Annotated in this window: 16 protein-coding genes; 10 read left to right on the forward strand and 6 right to left on the reverse strand. The window is 60.4% G+C overall.

What is annotated here, in order from left to right; translation table 11 throughout:
* Window positions 1-22: 22 nt before the first annotated feature.
* From TL5118_RS16340 to TL5118_RS16360, 5 genes are all read right to left on the reverse strand, one after another.
* On the reverse strand, window positions 23-1,387 hold the full coding sequence (locus TL5118_RS16340) for a glycosyltransferase family 4 protein (RefSeq protein ID WP_058245386.1): 1,365 nt from the start codon (window positions 1,385-1,387) through the stop codon (window positions 23-25).
* Between the two features lie 3 nt (window positions 1,388-1,390).
* Entirely contained in the window at window positions 1,391-2,800 is a 1,410-nt protein-coding gene (leuC, locus tag TL5118_RS16345) for a 3-isopropylmalate dehydratase large subunit (protein ID WP_058245387.1), read from the reverse strand.
* A 224-nt stretch (window positions 2,801-3,024) separates the two neighbouring features.
* Window positions 3,025-3,768 (reverse strand): sulfite exporter TauE/SafE family protein, encoded by a 744-nt coding sequence (locus TL5118_RS16350; RefSeq protein ID WP_058245388.1) that lies wholly within the window; start codon window positions 3,766-3,768, stop codon window positions 3,025-3,027.
* Between the two features lie 51 nt (window positions 3,769-3,819).
* Window positions 3,820-4,032: a helix-turn-helix domain-containing protein gene (locus TL5118_RS16355; protein ID WP_058245389.1), complete on the reverse strand. Its 213-nt coding sequence runs from the start codon at window positions 4,030-4,032 to the stop codon at window positions 3,820-3,822.
* The gene (locus tag TL5118_RS16360) at window positions 4,032-4,556 is read right to left on the reverse strand and encodes a DUF2975 domain-containing protein (RefSeq protein ID WP_165590059.1); all 525 of its coding nucleotides are present in this window, start codon (window positions 4,554-4,556) and stop codon (window positions 4,032-4,034) included. Before TL5118_RS16360 ends, TL5118_RS16355 begins: the two co-directional genes overlap by 1 nt.
* Before the next feature lie 72 nt (window positions 4,557-4,628).
* Here TL5118_RS16360 and TL5118_RS16365 point away from each other — a divergent pair, with 72 nt between their 5' ends.
* The 8 genes from TL5118_RS16365 (at window position 4,629) to TL5118_RS16400 (ending at window position 12,390) form a co-directional block, all read left to right on the forward strand.
* Entirely contained in the window at window positions 4,629-5,147 is a 519-nt protein-coding gene (locus TL5118_RS16365) for a hypothetical protein (RefSeq protein ID WP_131727454.1), read from the forward strand.
* A 58-nt stretch (window positions 5,148-5,205) separates the two neighbouring features.
* Window positions 5,206-6,582, forward strand: a complete 1,377-nt coding sequence (locus tag TL5118_RS16370) for a mechanosensitive ion channel family protein (protein WP_082626440.1) — start codon at window positions 5,206-5,208, stop codon at window positions 6,580-6,582.
* A 272-nt stretch (window positions 6,583-6,854) separates the two neighbouring features.
* Window positions 6,855-7,223 carry a ribosome silencing factor gene (gene rsfS, locus TL5118_RS16375; protein ID WP_058245392.1) on the forward strand — a complete coding sequence of 123 codons (369 nt, stop codon included), beginning with the start codon at window positions 6,855-6,857 and terminating at the stop codon, window positions 7,221-7,223.
* Window positions 7,224-7,227: 4 nt separating this feature from the next.
* Window positions 7,228-7,698: a 23S rRNA (pseudouridine(1915)-N(3))-methyltransferase RlmH gene (rlmH, locus tag TL5118_RS16380; protein WP_058245393.1), complete on the forward strand. Its 471-nt coding sequence runs from the start codon at window positions 7,228-7,230 to the stop codon at window positions 7,696-7,698.
* 85 nt (window positions 7,699-7,783) lie between these two features.
* Window positions 7,784-9,304, forward strand: a complete 1,521-nt coding sequence (gpmI, locus tag TL5118_RS16385; RefSeq protein ID WP_058245394.1) for a 2,3-bisphosphoglycerate-independent phosphoglycerate mutase — start codon at window positions 7,784-7,786, stop codon at window positions 9,302-9,304.
* Window positions 9,301-10,452, forward strand: coding sequence for a murein hydrolase activator EnvC family protein (locus TL5118_RS16390; RefSeq protein WP_058245395.1), 1,152 nt, complete (start codon window positions 9,301-9,303; stop codon window positions 10,450-10,452). The genes gpmI and TL5118_RS16390 overlap by 4 nt, the downstream gene beginning before the upstream one ends.
* A 3-nt stretch (window positions 10,453-10,455) precedes the next feature.
* The gene (locus tag TL5118_RS16395) at window positions 10,456-11,790 is read left to right on the forward strand and encodes a S41 family peptidase (RefSeq protein ID WP_058245396.1); all 1,335 of its coding nucleotides are present in this window, start codon (window positions 10,456-10,458) and stop codon (window positions 11,788-11,790) included.
* A gap of 117 nt (window positions 11,791-11,907) precedes the next feature.
* Window positions 11,908-12,390 (forward strand): RNA pyrophosphohydrolase, encoded by a 483-nt coding sequence (locus TL5118_RS16400; protein WP_058245397.1) that lies wholly within the window; start codon window positions 11,908-11,910, stop codon window positions 12,388-12,390.
* Window positions 12,391-12,463: 73 nt separating this feature from the next.
* Here the strand turns inward: TL5118_RS16400 and TL5118_RS16405 are convergent, their stop codons facing one another.
* Entirely contained in the window at window positions 12,464-13,459 is a 996-nt protein-coding gene (locus TL5118_RS16405) for an asparaginase (RefSeq protein ID WP_058245398.1), read from the reverse strand.
* Between the two features lie 181 nt (window positions 13,460-13,640).
* Here TL5118_RS16405 and TL5118_RS16410 point away from each other — a divergent pair, with 181 nt between their 5' ends.
* Both TL5118_RS16410 and TL5118_RS16415 read left to right on the forward strand, forming a co-directional pair.
* The gene (locus TL5118_RS16410) at window positions 13,641-14,174 is read left to right on the forward strand and encodes an invasion associated locus B family protein (RefSeq protein ID WP_058245399.1); all 534 of its coding nucleotides are present in this window, start codon (window positions 13,641-13,643) and stop codon (window positions 14,172-14,174) included.
* Window positions 14,175-14,316: 142 nt separating this feature from the next.
* Window positions 14,317-15,354 (forward strand): fatty acid desaturase, encoded by a 1,038-nt coding sequence (locus TL5118_RS16415; protein ID WP_058245400.1) that lies wholly within the window; start codon window positions 14,317-14,319, stop codon window positions 15,352-15,354.
* Window positions 15,355-15,426: the final 72 nt, after the last annotated feature.

Raw genomic sequence — 15,426 nt, forward strand, 5'->3', positions numbered from 1 at the left:
TAACTCAGTCTCCTGGGTTCATTCATGTTTCTTGCGGGTGCCACAGCGCTGTGTCCAGCGGCGCGGGACGTGGGATTTGCCCGTCCCGTTTCAGCACCCAATGATAGATGTCTTTGATGTGTTTGGCCTTGGCGGCCCATGTGTAATGCGTTTTGACCTTTGCCCGGGCGGCGGCTGCCATCGGCGCCAGCATCTCAGGATCTGACAGAACCCCGGCCAATGCAGCGCGGAACCCCGCCACCACATCAGCGCGCGATCCCATCGCCACCTTGATGCCAGTTGCCTCATCCACCAATTCCGAAGGACCTGCGTAGTCACAGATCACCGGAACCACACCCAGCGCCATTGCTTCCAGCACCACGCCGCCGCCGAACTCCCGCACAGAGGGGAAGGTCAGCATATCGGCGCAGCCAAGGGTGGACTGCACATCTGCATGTGCGACCCAACCATGGAAGGTGATCGCCTCGTCGACGCCCAAATCTGCAGCTTGCGCATTGAGCCCCGCCAACATCGGACCATCGCCGATGATGTCCAAGACAAGCGAGCCATCACGCAGAAAGGGCACAGCCGCTTCGATCAGCATATCCGGCCCCTTGTAGGGCACCAGACGCCCGACGAAACAGCCGCGCAGCGGGCGTGTTGCCCCCCGTGGTGGCAAATCGCCTTGCAGATCGAACCGGTTGGGATCAATGCCGTTTTCCGGCACCAAGGTCACCTTGCTTTGATGCTGTGCAGGCATGTCACTCGCCGTGAAGCGAGAGCCCGCAATGATCGCCGAGGCCGCATCCAGCATCCGCCGCCGCGCACCGGAGAGCTTGTAGGCCCCCCGCACATAGGACAGCCATTCGCGTTCGGCCCGGCGTTCACGCTCAAAGCCTTTGGGCCAGGGCACGCCGCCATTCAGCGGCCCCATGACAAACGGCACAGACGCCGCTTTGCACTTGGCCGCCAACAGGCTGTTGGCGGTTGGGGTCAATGGGGTCACCCGATGCACGATGTCATAAGCCCCGGCCCGGATCTGCGATCCGAACTGACGCCAGACTTTGCGCTCAAACACCGGGTAAGCCAGACGGGACGACAATGCTGTGACCATCGTCCAACCTTTGCCTTCGCCCATCCGCAGCGCTTCGCCCAGACGGTAGATGCCACGCGCCACCGATTCCGTGTCGATGGCGGTGAAATCCTGCCCTTCCACCAGACCTGCCCGCAGGAAGGCCTCACGGTTGCGCACCTGTGTGACGATATGCACGTCACATTCGCTGCGCAGGGCATTGGCAAGAGACCAGCCGACCAAAGGTACACTCACCCATTCAGGATTGGCCGCTTCCGCGATGACAAGCACGCGGAGACGGTCAGACGTTCCAGAAGGGGTGAGCGCCGCACACATGGGTTACATCAGCTCACGTACATCGGTCAGCTTGCCAGTCAGCGCTGCCGCAGCAGCCATACCGGGGCTTACCAGGTGGGTACGGCCCTTGTAGCCCTGACGCCCTTCGAAGTTGCGGTTCGAGGTCGAGGCACAGCGTTCATTCTCGGACAGCTGATCGGGGTTCATCGCCAGACACATCGAACATCCCGCCAGACGCCACTCAAAACCGGCCTCTTTGAAAATGTCGGCCAGACCTTCTTCTTCGGCCTGCGCACGCACCAGACCCGAACCCGGAACGATCATCGCGCGGATGCCTTCTTTGATCTTCTTGCCTTTGACCACTTCGGCAACGGCGCGCATGTCTTCAATCCGGCCGTTGGTGCAGGAGCCGATGAACACGGTGTCGATCTCAATATCCGAGAGTTTCTGACCGGGGGTCAGGCCCATGTATTCGATCGAGCGGCGGGCCGCTTCGATTTTGCCGCCTTCAAAGTCTTCCGGCGAGGGCACAACACCGGTGATCGGCAGAACGTCCTCAGGGCTGGTGCCCCAGGTCACAACCGGTTCGATGTCTTCGCCGCGCAGGGTGACAACCTTGTCGAAATGCGCGCCTTCGTCGGTGAAGAGGGTCTTCCAATACTCCAACGCCTGTTCCCAAGCGGCACCTTTCGGCGCGTGGGCGCGGCCCTTGCAGTATTCAAAGGTGGTCTCATCAGGGGCGATCAGGCCTGCACGTGCGCCACCTTCGATGGCCATGTTGCAGACGGTCATGCGGCCTTCCATCGACAGATCGCGGATGGCTTCACCGCAATATTCGATCACATAACCAGTGCCGCCGCCGGTGCCGGTTTCACCGATCACGGCCAGGGTGATGTCCTTGGCGGTCACACCCGGCTTCAGTTTGCCGGTGATTTCCACCTTCATGTTCTTGGACTTCTTCTGGATCAGCGTCTGGGTGGCCAGCACGTGCTCCACCTCAGAGGTGCCGATGCCGTGGGCCAGTGAGCCGAACGCGCCATGGGTCGCGGTGTGGCTGTCGCCGCACACAACGGTCATGCCCGGCAGGGTCCAGCCGTTTTCAGGGCCAACAATGTGCACGATGCCCTGACGCACGTCAGACACCGGATAGTAATGCACACCAAATTCTTTGGCGTTCTTATCCAGCGCTTCAACCTGAATGCGGCTTTCTTCGGTCATCTGTGCAGGGTCTTCACGGCCTGCAGTGGTGGGGACGTTGTGGTCCGGCACGGCGATGGTTTTTTCCGGCGCGTGCACCTTGCGGCCTGCCATGCGCAGCCCTTCAAAGGCCTGCGGGCTGGTCACTTCGTGGACCAGGTGGCGGTCAATGTACAGCAGGCAAGTGCCGTCTTCCGCTTCGTGGGCAACGTGGGCGTCCCAGATTTTATCATAGAGTGTCTTCGGGGCGGTCATGGTCCTCTCCCGTGGATTGTCTTTGGATGTAGGGGTGATGAAACGACAAAGGCCCGCCACAAGGGCAGGCACCCAGCCTTATAGGCAGGCGAGCACGGCGCGCTTGGCGCCAAAGAACCGCCAGGGCAGAAAGCTGCGGTCGTCGATATCGAAAATACGTTTCATTGCGCCCGTCCTACACCGAAGGGCAATTTTCCGCAAGGCACGGTGCGCAGGGCAGCGGGTCAAATTCGGGCGAAAAACACCGCTGACATGCCCAATCCGATCAGGATAATAAAGCCGCGCACCACCGCTTTGGGCAGGATTTTAGCCAGATGGGCGCCAGCGAATCCCCCCGCAATGGCCGCCACCGCCATGATCAGCGCCTCATTCCAATGCACGATCCCCGCCACCGCAAAGGTCGCCACCGAAATTGCCGAGATCACAAAAGACAGGGCGTTTTTCAGCCCGTTCATCTGATTGAGGCTCTCCATCCCCCACAGCGCAAACAGCGCCAGGAGGACAATCCCCAGCCCCCCGTTGAAGTAGCCACCATAGATCGACACCGCCATTAGGCCGAAGGTGCCGTAGGGTGTAGCCTTCAGCGCGGTGCCGCGCATCCAGTTCTGGATTTGCGCCTGAAAGGCAAAGGCCAGCGTGGCCGCCAGCAACAGGAAAGGCACCAGAACCGCAAAAACCTCATTGGAGGAGACCAACAGCAACAGCCCTCCGATCAGCCCGCCAATCAAGGTCACCAGGCAGGCCCGCATCAGGCTGGCGCGCGGCAGTTCGCCAATCTCGCGTTTGAAGCCCAGCGCCGCCGACAGATAACCGGGGAAGACCGCAACCGCGCTGGTCGCATTGGCCGCCACCGGCGGAATGCCAATCATCACCAAGGCAGGGAAGGTCAAAAAGGTACCGCCACCTGCAAGCGCGTTGATGATGCCGGCCCCAAAGCCAGCTGCGAGGATTAGAAGAATATCAAGCATGGCCAGATGGTTATAGATAGATCAACAGCGTTGCAATGGCGCTTGCAATACTCATTCGGATAGGGGCACAGCCTCCAAGAGATCCCCCGGCTGACACCCCAGCACATCACAGATCCGCGCCAGTGTCTCAAACCGCACGCCTTTGACTTTGCCTGATTTCAAAAGCGAAAGATTTTGTTCGGAAATCCCAATCCGCTCTGCCAGCTCCCGCGATTTCATCTTACGCAGGGCCAGCATCACATCGAGGCGCACCACAATCTCCATCAGACAAAGGCCTTGTTTTCAGCCGCAACCGCAGCTGCTTCCCGCAAGGCACGGCCGATTACGGTCAGCAATCCCGCCAGCAACAAAAGACTCGCATCGTTGCTGGATAGCGCCAGGGAGACCGCTCTTTGGCCCACCGGGTTGGCCGAGGTTAAAAGCACCGTCAGAACCGGATGGGCAAGGACAGAGGCAATCGCCAACAACAGCGTCCCCTTGCCAATCCGCGAAATCCGCGTGGCCGCGGCGGCGCTCAGCAGATCGCCTGCGCGGTAAATGTCAAACAGCTGGTGGGCCTGCAGCAGCACATAGATCGCCACCGCCATCACCCCAGCCGCCACCACAACGCTACCCAGCCAAGCCCAGAGCGATAGATCCCCCAGAATAGGCACATCCCCCCGCGCCAAAACCAGCACCTCAGGGTTTTGATAACTGGCCCAGACACCTATCAGCATTGTGGCCAACAAACCCGCAATGGCCAGTCTACAGCCCCAGAGAAGCAGCAAGGATAGATTTCGCGTTGTCACGGTTGACTCCATGCAAATTAGTAAACACTTATCGTTTTACATTAAATTTTACGCGAATCAATGGAGAATTCTATGAAGCCAATATTCCCTGCCCTCCTCTTTCTAACGGCTTGCGGGTCGATCAACCCGCTGACCGTCGCCAGGCTCAGCCAATTGGACCCGCTGACCAGTGATCCCGCCAACCTGGCCGCCCAGGTGACATTGCCACCTGATATTGCGATCCCGACCGGCGGGATGGAGATGTATTTTGGCGCCACCCGTAACGGGCAAGAGAAAGGCGCCACGGTGCAGCTGGATCAACATGGCGACATCTGGCGGCTCAGCCCTGAAGACGTGATTAGGCTGGAAGCCCTGCAACGCGAAATCGCGATATGGAAGGCCGAAGATTCGGACGGCACCGAAGGCACCCTCTCAATCAGCATTGCAGGTTGCAGCCTGACCGGCACGCCCGATCCACAAGGGGAGATTTCCGTCCGCCTCAGCTTCGACGGCGGCACGCAGTTCCGTCCCTTCCTCACCGGGCTCACTGTTGCTGACATGATGCAACAAATCGGTGCGGGCGAGACATTGGATCGTTGCAACGGGCTTTGACAGTTCAAGCGGTTGCCCGAAGGCGCCTTCTGTGCACCAATAGGCACAGAGGGAGCCTATGAACGAAGAAAGCAGCACAACCTTAGACGAAACCGCTGAAGCTGCCGCTGACACCGCGCCCGCCGCTGCGCAGGAGATGGCACAGGATGTGGCGTTAGGGCTGGCATCGGACTTAGAACGGTTTCTCACCGGGCTGTTGCGGCCCTGGAACGCATATCAGGTGGCGATTGCCCTGGGGCTGGTTCTGGCGACCTTCCTGCTGACCCGTGTTCTGGGCCCACGACTGCATGACTGGATGCGCACCCTCACCGGCTGGCCCACCTGGCGGATGCGCATTCTGGTGATCCTGCACAAACGGCTGAACCTGATCCTGTTTGCCGCGCTCATCTGGCCGACCGTCTGGATCATGCGCGAAGTCACCTGGCCCAGCCGCAGCTATATGCTGGCGATCATTGCGCAACTGGCGCTGGCCTGGCTGGTCATTGCCTTCCTGACCCGACTGATCGGCAACAAATTCCTGCGCTCCGTGGTGCGATATACCGGCTGGATCTGGGTCACCCTCTCGATTTTGAACCTCACCGACGAAGCGCAGGCCCTGCTGCAAAGTGCTGCCGTCGATTTTGGGGATTTGCAACTGTCGCTCTGGACGGTCGTGCAGGGCATCGCCGTGGTTGGGGTGCTGATCGCAGCGGCGCGGTTTCTGGCCCGTGTCACCACAGACCGGATCCGCCGCAACGCTGAGATTTCCCCCTCGATGCAGGTGCTGCTGGTCAAGGTTCTGCAATTGGCGCTGTACTCCGCCGCGCTTTTTGTCGGGCTGAAGGCGGTTGGCGTTGATCTCACCGGGCTTGCCTTCCTGTCAGGCGCCATTGGTGTGGGCCTTGGTTTTGGCCTGCAAAAGGTGGTCTCAAACCTTGTCAGCGGCGTGATCATCCTACTGGACAAGTCAATCAAACCAGGTGACGTGATCTCGCTCGGGTCCACCTTCGGCTGGATCGAAGCCCTTGGCGCGCGCTATGTCAGCGTGGTCACCCGGGACGGCAAGGAATACCTCATCCCCAATGAGGATCTGATCACCGGTCAGGTGGTCAACTGGTCCCATTCCAACGACTATGTACGTCTGGATATCCATTTTGGCACCGCCTATCACGATGACCCGCATCAGGTGCGCCGCATCGCCATTGCAGCGGCGCTCAGCGTGGATCGTGTGCTGGAAAAGAAGCCGCCCGTCTGCCACATCATCGGCTTTGGCGACAGTTCGGTGGACTACGTGCTGCGGTTCTGGATCGAAGACCCAACCGGCGGGCTGACCAACATCCGCGGCAATGTCTATCTGGCGCTTTGGGATGCTTTCCAGGAACATCGCATTTCCATCCCCTTCCCACAGCGCGAAGTTACCATGCTGCCGTCAAGTTTGCCCATGGATACCGACTGACCGATTGGGGCCTTGCCCCAAACCCCAGAGTATTTGCAAAACCGTGAAACCGCCTTTCAACGTCCCCAAATACTCTCGCCGAAGGCAAAACCCGCCAAAAAGCGGCGCAAAGGCGTGAAAATGGGCAAAACGGGGCGTTTTCCTGCTTGAAGGTAAGATTGAGATTCCACATATCCGGTGCTAATCTGAATCTGTCCAGCGCCGGGACGCAGAACGGCGTTTGCAAGAAGGAGGACTATGTCCTGTCTCTCAACACCAAAGCGGAGTCCGCAATGAGCCAATCCGCCAAAGATGTCACCAGCGAAGAGTTGCTGGCACACATCCTTTCCACTCTCGAAGATGAAAAGGCCGAGGATATCGAGCAGATCGATCTGCGCGGTAAAACCTCGATCGGCGATTACATGGTGGTCTGTTCCGGCCGCTCCTCACGTCAGGTTTCGGCCATCTCAGAAAAACTGGTGGACCGTCTGAAACAGGATCTGGGCCGTGCCTCCCGTGTGGAAGGCAAGGCGACCGGTGACTGGGTGCTGATCGACACCGGCGACATCATCGTGCATGTCTTCCGCCCCGAAGTGCGCGAATTCTATCAGATGGAAAAAATGTGGCGGGACGGCATTTCGCCCGACAAACCGCAGGGCTAAGCCCATGCGGGTTCACATCTGCGCCGTGGGCCGGTTGCGCACCGGCCCTGAAAAGGCGCTTATTGACGATTACACCCAACGTTTTGACCGCACTGGCCGGGCCCACGGCCTGGGCCCCCTCACCTTTCATGAGGTTGAGGATAAAAAGGGCGGCGGCATGGCGGCGGAGGCCGCGCTGCTGGAGCGTGTGATCCCCAAGGGGGCCCTGCTTTGCGTGATGGATGAACGCGGCAAGGTTCTGTCTTCGCCGCAGTTTTCTGACAAGCTGGGCGAATGGCGCGACAACGGGCGTCAGGATCTGGCGATTGTGATCGGCGGCGCGGATGGTATTGATCCCAGCCTGCGGGCCAAAGCTGACTTTGCCATTTCCTTCGGCAAGATGGTCTGGCCGCATATGCTGGTGCGGGTGATGCTGTCCGAACAGCTTTACCGCGCGGCCTCCATTCAAGCGGGCAGCCCCTACCATCGGGTCTGATCAGCCCCGCCTGAAAGCTTGGCCTGAAAGCTTGCCCCCTTCCGCTCAGCCGCTTAGATAGCAAGTAAGAGCGAAAGGGCAGGCTATGACTCATCCAAAACCCGTTGTTTTGTGCATCCTTGATGGCTGGGGCAAACGCGCGGAAAACGGGGCCAATGCGCCCGCATTGGCAAACACCCCCGGTTTTGATCGGATCATGGCCACCTGCCCCTCGGCAGAGCTGATCACCCACGGTCCCGATGTTGGGTTGCCGCGCGGTCAGATGGGCAACTCTGAGGTGGGTCACACCAATATCGGCGCAGGCCGGGTGGTGGCGATGGACCTTGGGCAGATTGACCTGTCGATTGAAGAAGGCACCTTCCAGACCGAAGCGGCCCTTGTCGATTTCATCGAGACGCTGAAAACCTCAGGCGGCACCGCGCATTTGATGGGCCTGGTCTCGGACGGTGGGGTGCATGGTCACCTGACCCATATCATCGCGGCGGTGAAAGCCGTGACAGATGCCGGTGTGCCGGTCGCGCTGCACGCCGTCACCGACGGACGCGATGTGGCGCCTAAATCCGCCCTTACTTATCTGGCCCAGCTGGAGGCAGCGCTGCCCGACAACGCCCGGATCGCGACGGTAACGGGCCGCTACTACGCGATGGATCGCGACAATCGCTGGGAACGGGTCTCCACCGCCTATGCCACGATGGTGCAGGGCCAAGGCGCCGCTGCGACCTCCGCCGCAGAGGCGGTTGAGACCTCCTACAGCAAAGACGCCAGCGATGAATTTGTGGCCGCGACGGTCATTGGTGATTACGCCGGCGCCAAAGACGGCGATGGCTTCTTCTGCCTCAACTTCCGCGCAGACCGTGCCCGTGAGATCCTGCGCGCCATCGGCGAACAGGATTTCGCAGAATTTGACGTCAGCCCGCGCCCGGATTGGGCGGCGCTCCTGGGGATGGTTGAATATTCCGAAGGCCACAACGCCTACCTCTCCACCGTGTTTCCCCCGCGCAATATCGTGAACACGCTGGGCGCCTGGGTTGCGAAACAGGGCAAACGGCAGTTCCGTCTGGCCGAGACCGAGAAATACCCCCATGTCACCTTCTTCCTGAACGGTGGCAAAGAGGATCCTGAGGTTGGCGAAGATCGCTATATGGCGCCATCGCCCAAGGTTGCCACCTATGATCTACAGCCCGAAATGAGCGCGCCGGAAGTGACCGAAAACTTCGTCCGCGCCATCGAAGAAGGCTATGACCTGATCGTCACCAACTACGCCAACCCCGATATGGTGGGCCACACCGGCGATCTGGATGCGGCGATCAAAGCCTGCGAAGCCGTGGATCAGGGGCTGGTCGCGGTGATGGCGGCGCTGGAAAAAGCAGGTGGCGCGATGATCGTGACCGCAGATCACGGCAATTGCGAAACCATGGTGGATCCCGAAACCGGTGGCCCGCACACCGCGCATACCGTGAACCCGGTGCCTGTGGCGCTGGTTGGCGGCCCCGCCGGGGCAACTCTGCGCAACGGGCGCTTGGCCGATCTGGCACCGACATTGCTGGAACTGATGGGCCTGCCGCAACCCGAAGAGATGACTGGCCGGAGCCTGCTGCAGGAATGATCCGCGCGCTGATCCTCCCGCTCAGCCTGAGTGTTGGCCTGACCATCGGCCTGATGAACGCGGTGGCGGCCGAAACCTCGCCCGCGGCCCTGGCCGAAGCCGCGGCAGCGCGGCTGGATCAGGCAGGGCAGACGCTGGCCGCTGCGGAAAAAGCACGAGATCGGGTCAAAGCGTTGACCGAAACCCTGCGCGCCTTTGAGGACGGGCTGGAAGCGATGCGCGAAGGATTGCGCCGGGTGTCCCTGCGGGAGGCGCAGCTGACCCGCGAACTGGACGCGCGGGAAACCGAGATTTCGCAGCTCCTAGGGGTTTTGCAATCGATCGCCGCCACGCCGGATCCGGTGCTGGCGATGCACCCCGACGGGCCAACAGATACCGCGCGTTCAGGCATGTTGCTGGCGGATGTCACCCCGGCGCTGACCGATCAGGCCCAGGCGCTGCGCAGTAAACTGCAGGAAGTGGCGATTCTGCGCAGCCTGCAGCAAAGCGCGGTAGATACGTTGGCGCAGGGATTGGACGGCGTACAACAGGCCCGCACCGACCTCAGCCAGGCCATTTCTGATCGCACAAACCTGCCCAAACGCTTTACCGAAGATCCGCTGAAAACGGCGCTTTTGGTGGCCTCGGCGGAAACATTAACGGGTTTTGCCTCAGGCCTCAGTGAGATTGCTGAAGGCGAAGCACCCGGTTCCTTGCCCGATATCAGCCATCGCAAAGGCAAGCTGCCGCTGCCGGTTCAGGGCACGATCCTGCGCCGCGCGGGTGAGGCGGACGCAGCTGGCATCACCCGCCCCGGTCTGATCCTGGCGACCCGCCCACGTGCGCTGGTGACAACCCCAACCGCCGCAACGCTGCGCTACCTTGGTCCGCTGCTGGACTATGGCAATGTGGTCATTCTGGAACCGCAGGCTGGTCTGTTGCTGGTGCTGGCGGGGTTGGATGTGGTCTATGGCAGCGCCGGTCAGGTGCTGCCCTCGGGCAGCCCGATCGGCCTTATGGGCGGCGAAGAAGCAGAAATTGGCACCATTCTGTCACAGGCTGGTGAGGGGGCTGGAACTGAGGCCTCAGAAACGCTCTATATAGAGGTGAGAGAAAACAACGCCCCGGTGGATCCGGTCGCGTGGTTCGCAACGGGGAAGGATAAGTAACCTATGAAACGATTTCTGATGGCCGCATTGGGCGGCACTCTGGCCGGGGTGATCGCCACCACCCAGGTCGCAGGCCCGCTGCTGGCGCAGGAAAACCAAGCGCAAACCAATGTCTATGAACAGCTGGACCTGTTTGGCGACATCTTTGAACGGATCCGCGCGCAATATGTTGAAGAAGTTGATGAGAAAGAGCTGATCGAAGCCGCGATCAACGGCATGCTCACCTCGCTTGATCCCCATTCCAGCTACCTGTCGCCCGATGATGCCGCCGATATGCGTGTGCAGACCCGCGGTGAATTTGGCGGCCTTGGCATTGAGGTCACCCAGGAAGAGGGTTTCGTCAAAGTGGTCTCGCCCATCGATGGCACCCCGGCCAGCGAAGCAGGTGTTGAGGCCGGTGACTTCATCACCCATGTCGACGGTGACACGCTGCTGGGTCTGACCCTGGACGAAGCAGTGGAACTGATGCGCGGCCCGGTGGGCAGCGAAACCATCATCACCGTTGTACGTGAGGGTGAGCCCGAGCCCTTCGACATCTCAATCATCCGTGACACCATCAAATTGACCGCCGTGCGCACCCGCACCGAAGGCAACACCGTTGTGCTGCGGGTCACCACCTTCAACGATCAGACCTACCCCAACCTCAAGGACGGGCTGGAAAAGGCTGCCGCCGATCTGGGCGGGCTCGACAATGTCGATGGCATCGTTCTGGACCTGCGCAACAACCCCGGCGGCCTGCTGACCCAGGCAATCCGCGTCTCCGATGCCTTCCTGGAAAGCGGTGAGATCGTGTCGACCCGTGGCCGCAACCCGGCCGAGGGTGAACGCTATAACGCCAAAGAAGGTGATCTGGCCGAGGGCAAACCAATTGTGGTGCTGATCAACGGCGGATCCGCTTCGGCGTCAGAAATTGTCGCTGGCGCCCTGCAGGATCACCGCCGCGCCATTGTTGTGGGCACCAAAAGCTTCGGCAAAGGCTCGGTTCAAACCGTGATGCCGCTGCGCTCCAACGGGGCCATGCGCCTGACCACCGCGCGCTACTACACCCCGTCGGGCCGCTCCATCCAGAACCTGGGCGTGTCGCCTGACATCGTGGTGGAACAGCCGCGCCGCACCCCCGAGGCGGAGGCCGCGGAAGAAGAGGCGCGCAGCAGCCGCTCCGAGGCGGATCTGCGCGGTTCGCTCTCCAACGACTCGCTCAGCGAAGATGAAATCCAGCAGATCGAAGACGAACGCGCCAAGGCAGAAGAGGCCGCCAAGCTGCGCGAAGACGACTATCAGCTGGCCTATGCCGTGGACCTGCTGAAAGGCCTGACCGCGCTGGCATCGCAGGACTAAGCCGCGAGCCAAAGCTACACAGCAACTGACAAGATCAGCCCCCGGGGATCCCGGGGGCTTTTCTATATCGAACTTCCATGCCAGACAGGGTCAAACCTGCCCTCAGAGGATCCGGACATGACACCCGAAGAGATCGCCAAACTGCCCTATCGCCCCTGCGTGGGGGTAATGCTGATCAATGCTGACAACCACGTCTTTGTTGGCCAGCGCCTCGACAATGACGCCCCCGCCTGGCAGATGCCGCAGGGCGGTGTCGACGAGGGCGAAGCGCCACGCGCCGCAGCCCTGCGCGAGCTTTGGGAAGAAACCGGCGTCACCGAAGACAAGGCCCAGATCATCGCCGAAACCGATGGCTGGATCGCCTATGACCTGCCCCATGACATCGTGCCCCGGATCTGGAAAGGCCGCTATCGTGGGCAGGAACAGAAATGGTTCCTGATCCGTTTCAACGGTGAAGATGCCGATGTGAACATCGAAACCGATCATCCGGAATTCTCCGAATGGCGCTGGCTGCCTGCCGATGACCTGGTGGCCAACATCGTGCCCTTCAAACGCGAGGTCTATGCCAAGGTGGTTGACGCCTTCGCAGCACATCTTTGATAACAAAAGGCGCCACATCGCTGCGGCGCCCTTTCAATGTTCCCAAAATACTCCCGCCGGAGGCATCCTGCTGTCAGAGCAGCGCCGCCGCCGGCCGGATCGCGCCGGTCGCCAGGCCATCCCAGTTGCGGATCATCGGGGTCATGAACTTCTGTGCCGCCGGGTGGTTGGCGTCCAGAATGCCCAGTTTCACCAGAATAGCGGCAATCGCCGCTTCGGCGCCGCGGGTGGTGCCATCCATGATCTTCAGCGCCACACCCAGTTTCTTTTCCGGAATGATGGCGATGAAAAACGCCTCAGCCCCGGTTTTCAGCGCCACACGGCCGTCGCAGGCCCGCATCAGCTCGGTGCAGGCGCGGCCTTCGCCGGCGACCAGTTCCGGATAGGTCACCATCGCCTGCCGCAGACGCGCTGCGGCGTCCTGACGGGCATCGCCACCTTCTTCAGCAGCGGCGAAAAACGCCATGGCGCGGGCGATGCCATGCAGGGTGGCAGCGTGGTTCGGTGCCGAACAACCATCAATGCCAAAGCCTGGGCTTGTTTCCTCTGTCACCTCCTCAAAGGCAGACAGGCAGGCCTGCTGCACGGGGTGATCGATCTGGCAATATTCCGCACCGCCGCCCAGATGCTGGCTCAGCGTCAGAAAGCCTGCGTGTTTGCCCGAACAGTTGTTATGCACCCGGCAGGCGCTTTCGCCGTTGCGGATCATCTCAATGCGCAGGTCATCGTCACGGCTTTCCTGCGGACCACAGCGAAAGTCATCATCGCCGCATCCGATGTCTTTCAGCCAGGCATTGACCCGCTCAACATGGATCGGTGCGCCATTGTGCGACGCACAGGCCAGCGCCAACTGTTCTCCTGTCAGGCCACGCGCGTCTGCCGCGCCGCTTTCGACCAAGGGCAGCGCCTGGATCATCTTTGACGAAGACCGCGGCAGAACCACCGCATGGGGATCGCCCCAAGCTTCGACAATCTCGCCATCGGGGCCACAAATCACCGCATGACCGCAGTGCAGGCTCTCCAGAAAGTCACCGCGCCAGATCTCTACCAAGGGGACGGCTGCCACCATGGGTCTTCCTCCTCAAACTTCTGCGAAAATCCGCCAATCGCCCTTTCGTTGCTGGCAGATTTTGCGCTAATGTAGCAATGTCGAGACAGATGTGCCTTTTTCCGACACGAAACGCCAGTAGAAGCTTTGGCAAAAGGCAGTAAAGCAAATTTGAGGCAAGGACAGCTGGAGGCTGGAACACATGGTATCACGTATTGCACGCACCCTTATCGGGGCAGCGATGGTACTGTCTGCATCGGGCGCCGCCTGGGCACAAGAAAGCAGCACCAATGAGGTCGCCACCAAAACCAATTGGAGTGTCTTTGAAGACAAAGACCCCAAAGAGTGCTGGGCAGTGGCCGCCCCTAAGGAAACCGTCAACACCCGCGAGGGCCGGATCGTATCTGTAAAGCGCAGTGATATTCTGCTGATCGCTTTCTATCGCCCCGGCTCAGGCATTCAGGGCCAGATCGCCTTCACCGGCGGCTACGGCTTTGCCCAAGGTGTGGATGTGCTCCTCAACGTGGATGGACAGGAATTCAAACTCTTCACCGAAGGCGAATGGGCCTGGACCCAAAGCGCAGCGGATGATGCCAAGATCATCACCGCGCTGAAACGTGGCCGTGAAGCCGTGGTCACTGGCCTGTCAGCGCGCAGTCGCACCACGACCAAAGACACCTTCTCGCTCTCCGGATTCACCGCCGCGATTGAAGAGGCGCAGACCCGCTGCAAGTAACACGGGAATACGGCGGATTTCGGCCCGCGACTGTGGGCCGAGCCGCGACTTTTTCGTCATTTATTTGAACCTGACAATTATTTCCTTGCACTGTGGCCCCTCTCGTCTATGCGGGTTTGAACGCTAAAAGACGAAAGACCCGATGTTAGACTCCCAAGACAGCCGCACCGTTGAAACGCAAGAGAAACGCAAAGCCCAGCATTGGGTCCGAGTTCTGGCTCAATACCGCGAACCCAGCACTGGCCGCAGTCTGACCGAGGTGGCGATCACCCTTTTGCCCTTCATCGGCATCTGGGCGCTGGCCTGGTGGGTGATGTCCTACAGCTACATTCTCGCCTTTGTTCTGGGCGCGGCAAACGCGCTGTTCCTGCTGCGCCTCTTTGCGATCCAGCATGACTGCGGTCATGGCGCCCTGTTCAAGAACCGCCATCTGAGCGACTGGACCGGCCGGATCATCGGCGTGCTGACCCTGACGCCCTATGACGTCTGGCGCCGCACCCATGCGGCGCACCACGGCACCGCGGGCAATCTGGACAAACGCGGGATGGGCGATATCCACACCATGACGGTTGAGGAATACCAGGCCCTGTCGAAACTGGGTAAGCTGCAGTACCGCCTGTATCGCAACCCGTTTGTGCTGTTCGGTTTCGGCCCCAGCTACCTGTTCTTCCTGCAGAACCGCCTGCCCATTGGCCTGATGAAACAGGGGCGTTACTGGGCCTCTGCCATGACCACCAACCTGTCGATCATCGTGCTGTTTGGGGTTATCTGGTACTTCGGTGGCCTGGCACCGCTGCTGCTGATCGCCCTGCCCTCAATCCTGATTGCCGCCACGGCCGGAATGTGGCTGTTCTATGTGCAGCACCAGTTTGAATGCACTCAATGGGCGCCTGATACCGATTGGCAGATGCACCACGCCGCACTGCATGGATCGTCCTACTATGTGCTGCCCAAGGTGCTGCAGTGGTTCAGCGCCAATATCGGCATCCACCATGTGCACCATGTCTACAGCCGCATCCCCTTTTATCGCCTGCCTGAGGTACTGAAGGACCATGCGGAACTGGCCAAGATCAACCGCATGAACATCCGCGAAAGCCTGCGCAACGCGCGGCTGCATCTGTGGGATGACAAGACCCAGCGGTTGCTCAGCTTTGCGCAGGCGCGTCAGCTTTACGGTTAAGCCCGCCTGCATAGCAGCCATGCAACGCCAGAGCCTATGCCATATAGGCTTTGGCAAACCCATCCGAATCCT

It is taken from the genome of Thalassovita autumnalis, from assembly GCF_001458255.1.
GTDB lineage: Bacteria > Pseudomonadota > Alphaproteobacteria > Rhodobacterales > Rhodobacteraceae > Thalassobius > Thalassobius autumnalis.

What these genes read in the sequence shown, in the direction of transcription:
- TL5118_RS16340 (WP_058245386.1), bottom strand. Translation starts at nt 1,387, where the DNA reads ATGTGTGCGGCGCTCACCCCTTCTGGAACGTCTGACCGTCTCCGCGTG.
- leuC (WP_058245387.1), bottom strand. Translation starts at nt 2,800, where the DNA reads ATGACCGCCCCGAAGACACTCTATGATAAAATCTGGGACGCCCACGTT.
- TL5118_RS16350 (WP_058245388.1), bottom strand. Translation starts at nt 3,768, where the DNA reads ATGCTTGATATTCTTCTAATCCTCGCAGCTGGCTTTGGGGCCGGCATC.
- TL5118_RS16355 (WP_058245389.1), bottom strand. Translation starts at nt 4,032, where the DNA reads ATGGAGATTGTGGTGCGCCTCGATGTGATGCTGGCCCTGCGTAAGATG.
- TL5118_RS16365 (WP_131727454.1), top strand. Translation starts at nt 4,629, where the DNA reads ATGAAGCCAATATTCCCTGCCCTCCTCTTTCTAACGGCTTGCGGGTCG.
- TL5118_RS16370 (WP_082626440.1), top strand. Translation starts at nt 5,206, where the DNA reads ATGAACGAAGAAAGCAGCACAACCTTAGACGAAACCGCTGAAGCTGCC.
- rsfS (WP_058245392.1), top strand. Translation starts at nt 6,855, where the DNA reads ATGAGCCAATCCGCCAAAGATGTCACCAGCGAAGAGTTGCTGGCACAC.
- rlmH (WP_058245393.1), top strand. Translation starts at nt 7,228, where the DNA reads ATGCGGGTTCACATCTGCGCCGTGGGCCGGTTGCGCACCGGCCCTGAA.
- gpmI (WP_058245394.1), top strand. Translation starts at nt 7,784, where the DNA reads ATGACTCATCCAAAACCCGTTGTTTTGTGCATCCTTGATGGCTGGGGC.
- TL5118_RS16390 (WP_058245395.1), top strand. Translation starts at nt 9,301, where the DNA reads ATGATCCGCGCGCTGATCCTCCCGCTCAGCCTGAGTGTTGGCCTGACC.
- TL5118_RS16395 (WP_058245396.1), top strand. Translation starts at nt 10,456, where the DNA reads ATGAAACGATTTCTGATGGCCGCATTGGGCGGCACTCTGGCCGGGGTG.
- TL5118_RS16400 (WP_058245397.1), top strand. Translation starts at nt 11,908, where the DNA reads ATGACACCCGAAGAGATCGCCAAACTGCCCTATCGCCCCTGCGTGGGG.
- TL5118_RS16405 (WP_058245398.1), bottom strand. Translation starts at nt 13,459, where the DNA reads ATGGTGGCAGCCGTCCCCTTGGTAGAGATCTGGCGCGGTGACTTTCTG.
- TL5118_RS16410 (WP_058245399.1), top strand. Translation starts at nt 13,641, where the DNA reads ATGGTATCACGTATTGCACGCACCCTTATCGGGGCAGCGATGGTACTG.
- TL5118_RS16415 (WP_058245400.1), top strand. Translation starts at nt 14,317, where the DNA reads ATGTTAGACTCCCAAGACAGCCGCACCGTTGAAACGCAAGAGAAACGC.